The sequence below is a fragment of the Candidatus Hydrogenedens sp. genome (genome assembly GCA_035361075.1).
Lineage (GTDB): Bacteria > Hydrogenedentota > Hydrogenedentia > Hydrogenedentales > Hydrogenedentaceae > Hydrogenedens.
The window spans coordinates 32,801-37,263 of record DAOSBX010000033.1 but is presented as its reverse complement, the minus strand read 5'-3'; the positions used below and the strand labels follow the sequence as shown (position 1 = coordinate 37,263).

2 protein-coding genes are annotated in these 4,463 nt (G+C 33.8%); one reads left to right on the top strand and one right to left on the bottom strand.

Features of this window, described 5'->3' with window-relative positions; all coding sequences use genetic code 11:
* Positions 1 to 439: 439 nt before the first annotated feature.
* The gene (locus PLJ10_10335) at positions 440 to 1,366 is read right to left on the bottom strand and encodes a cation diffusion facilitator family transporter (protein ID HOK10046.1); all 927 of its coding nucleotides are present in this window, start codon (positions 1,364 to 1,366) and stop codon (positions 440 to 442) included.
* A 72-nt stretch (positions 1,367 to 1,438) separates the two neighbouring features.
* Here PLJ10_10335 and PLJ10_10330 point away from each other — a divergent pair.
* Positions 1,439 to 4,463, top strand: a 3,025-nt coding sequence (locus tag PLJ10_10330) for a S8 family serine peptidase (GenBank protein HOK10045.1), incomplete at its 3' end; no start/stop codon positions are given.

The window sequence follows — 4,463 nt, the reverse complement described above, 5'->3', positions numbered from 1 at the left end:
ATTTTGCCAAAATAAAAAAATAAAATTCAACTTTAATATCATCATTTTTTAAATTAATTTTTTTTTAATCCTCATAAAAAAATATTTATAGAACCCCAGCCACTCCTGCGTGTGTTACTCTTTTAATCACAAGCAGAACATGTGTAATAATATAATTTTATAGGAGAAAAATAATAAGAATTGGTTTACTCGAATATAGTTAATCAATGAATAAACAGTAGTGTAAATATTAAATCAAGTAAAATTATTAAACAACTATAAACAAACTATCCATTTTGAAAGTAAATGGAAATGATTGCTTTAGAGTGAAAATATTTTATGTTTAGATGGACTTAATTTTGTTTTATATTTCAGTATTATTACGAAATATCGTGTTGAAAACCTAAATGAATTACTATGTTCATTATTATAATTTATATTATTATTGTCTTATATACATTTACATTTTATGACTCTCTTCCTCTTTTGGTTTCTCTTCATAAGGTTCTATATGAATTAATACATCAATAATATTCTCTCCTCTTTCCAATAAGGCGCGCTTTACTTTCCCTGATATCAAATGCCCCTCTTTTACAGTTAGTTCTGGATTTACTAATACATGAAGGTCAATAGCAATTCCTCCACCTATATGTCTGCTCCTAATGGCATGGATACTTTTAACACCTTCTATTGACCTCGCTATCATATTTAGTTGTTCTATCTCTTTATTAGACATCCCTTGGTCAATCAAATAATTTAGCATAGGATGAACTATCTGATAGGCAGAGTAGATAATAAATATACTCACTAATAATGCTCCTAATGGGTCTAACATTTGGTATGATGGGCTTATCATTATCCCTATCCCCGCAATTGCCACTGGGATAGAACTCAGGCTGTCAGAACGATGATGCCATGCGTTTGCAATAACTGCGGATGATTGAATCTTCTTCCCAATAAAAACAGTATAACGATATAAGATTTCTTTTGATATTATTGAAAAACCAGCAATAATAATTATTGGTAGTGATAAAATTGTTTCTTTCCTGTCAATACTTAGCGTTTTTATAGAGTTTGATGCTAAAAATATACCCGCAATACCTAATAAAATACCTATAAAAATAGTTATTAGCATCTCTATTCTACCATGACCATGTGGATGTTCCTCATCAGCAGGAGCAGTCCAGAAATGTTTCCCTAAAAGCACTGCAAGGTCTGTTACACCATCAGAGAGACTATGAAAGCCATCCGCAATCAGTGCTTGACTACGACTGAAATAGCCAACAACAATTTTTAACAAGACAAGGATAAGATTTAAGAAAAAACCTATCCATGTAACTTTTGTTAATTCTGTATGATACGTTTTATTATATAGGTCTTGTGGCATGATAAAAATGTATTATAGGTTTTTTATAATGCAATAAATTATAAATTATATCACAAAAAAGAAATGGTTTATATGCAGTCAATCAAAAAGAAAATCGTTTTAATGTTCCTTGTTTTTTTTATTTTCGTGCCAGTAGCAATATTTGCTGATGATTTGCCTGTGCTGATTGAGTTAAATACTCCTTGTGGTGTTGATTATTATCTACAAATCAAAAAATTAAAAATAACCGATTCAGAGAAAAAGTTAAACTTAAAGAAACATATCGACAAAATTAATAAAGAACAAACATTATTTCTAAATAAACTATCACAGCAAAAGAGTTCTATCAACAATCCCCTATTTAAAGTTAGACGTGTTATTAATGGGATAGCCATCTTTTTATCTCCAACTGAAATGAAACAGATAAAGGAAATGCCAGAAGTTAAATCTATCCATGTCTTATCAAGGGTGAGTTTGAACTTACAATACAGCCTCCAATTTTTAGGGGTTCCACCGATATGGGACACCTACCAATTAACAGGCAAAAATATAAGAGTTGGTGTCATCGATACGGGTATTGACTACATTCATAAAGACTTTGGTGGTTCAGGTCTTCAAGAGGATTACAATAATAACGACCCTACAATTATTGGTGATGTCCCATTTCCAACAGATAAAATTGTTGGGGGATATGATTTCGTAGGAGAAGACTATGACCCAGAGGTTTATGGTAAAAATATTCCTATACCTGACCCTGACCCATTCGACCAAAATGGACATGGGACACATGTCGCAGGGATTATAGGTGGCTATGGTGTTTTAGATAATGGTATAACCTATACTGATGATTACACACAACAAACAATGGGTAATCCTTTCTCAGTTTATCCTGGGATTGCACCAAAAACAGAATTATTTGCCTTAAAGATTTTTTCCAAAAGTTCAAAAAGTGACATTCTTATTCCTGCAATTGAATGGGCTGTAGACCCGAACCAGGATGGAGATTTTTCAGACCATTTAGATATATTAAACCTATCATTAGGTGAAGATTATGGTTTTTCTGATACCCCTGAAAGCATCGCCTGTAATAATGCTACAAAAGCAGGTGTTTTAATTATAGTATCTGCAGGAAATCGTGGAGATAGTTACTACGCATTAGGGACACCTGCCTCCGCAGAACATGTGGTTGCGGTTTCCGCCTGTGAGGATAACGACCCTAATATAACAAATGGTATTCCAGGACGTTTAGCCTATTTTTCATCTCGAGGACCTGCCATGTCTTCATCTGGAAAAGTCATATTAAAACCTGACATTTCTTCACCAGGTGTAAGAATAAAGTCAGCCAATTTGGGTTCAAACCCTTTAAGTCAAACAAGTTCAGGAACATCAATGTCTGCTCCTCATGTTTCAGGAGTTGCATCAATACTAAAAGAACTTAATCCATCTCTTACCCCGCAAGAAATAAAGACGATTCTTATGAATAATGCAGTCTTTGATGTCTTCCTTTTACTGAATAATGAGATCATTTCTGCCCCACCTCAAGTTGGAGGTGTCGGGGTTAATAATATCTTTTACAATATGATGACGGATGTGCTGTTCTATAGCAGGGATAATCCAGAGGCAGTTTCCTTAACGTTCGAAACTTTTGAAGTATCTGAATCTACAAATGAAGAGAAATGGGTTCGTATTGAAAATAAATCTAATCAAATAAAATCATTTGATATGTACTTTGTTCCCTATTCAACTATAGATGGGGTAAATCTTGTCTTGCCCAATCAAACAACCTTTCAGATAAATCCAGAAGATTACATAGATTTACAAATAAAACTTGATATTGACGCAACAGCATTGAAACATACAAGAGAAGGTTCTATTGACTCACGTTATTATGAACCGAATAGGGCCTGGATAAGTGAATTTAGTGGCAAACTCATGTTATATGAAAAAGATAGTTTTAAGACTCTACAGCTTCCTGTTTATGCCCAACCCCGACCTGTTTCTGATCTTAATTTGGTTCCTTCATCATTAGATTTAAGTACTCAAACTACGTCCACGTTAAATGTTGTGGGTAAAGATTTGCATACAGGTGACAATTTCCCATTTGATTATATATCCTTCATATCCCTTTACGAACTAAAAGGTATCGGCGAAAAGAAGAATAACCTGCCAGAATACTTTAGATGTGGAAATATTCACTATGTCGGTATTACCGATAATCTCTCCTACCTTGATAATCCTGAGGACATTGAAAATGCTAAAATTTACTTTCTAATTTCTACTTATAGCCCCTGGAATTCACCAAGTCAAGTTACTTTTACCATCTATATAGATACGAACCATGATGGACATTCAGATTACTCATTATATAATGGGACTAACTATTCAGGGAATGTTCCTCCCCCATCCTCAGATGTATTTGTATCCATTCTATCTGACCTCAAAGACCAAACCACTACTGTTCAATACCCTATAAATGAGTTCAATAGTTCTGAATACGACACAAACTTATTTAGAACAAATACAATGGTCATGATAGTAAATGCAAAAGACCTAAAATTAACAAATACTTATAGCAGTTTTGGATTTTTCTGCGAGTCAAAGATTAACAAAGATATACCCGTTGTTGTTGACCAAATGCCAAAACAGGTACCTGGCCAACCTAAATATAGATACTTATATAACTTAAAGGAAAAATCATTCTCTATCCATTCCCCAGCAATTCAAAACGTTTTTTCATTTGCTAAAAATAATACCGAATTGGAATTCAATTTCAACGAAGATAATTACCTATATTATAGAACTTATGGACTCTTGTCCTTTGTTTCACACAACAAAATAGAAAAAACAGTCCAATTTATCCCCGTAATTACATCAAAAGATACTGACTATGACACAATCTTAGACATTATTGAAGGTGTCGGTGATTATGATAATGATGGTATTCCAAATCTACTTGACCTCGACAGTGATAATGATGGAATACCCGACCAAATAGAAGGTACATCCGACAAAAACAACAATGGAATTCCTGACTTTATCGATTTAGAACCCACCCCAACAGAGGGCATGACTGAGGGTTCATTGGAGGGTAGTTCGGAAGGGGGTGAGGAAGGCATGA

Excerpts from the sequence above, each read along its gene's own strand:
- PLJ10_10335 (HOK10046.1), bottom strand. The coding sequence starts at position 1,366 with ATGCCACAAGACCTATATAATAAAACGTATCATACAGAATTAACAAAA.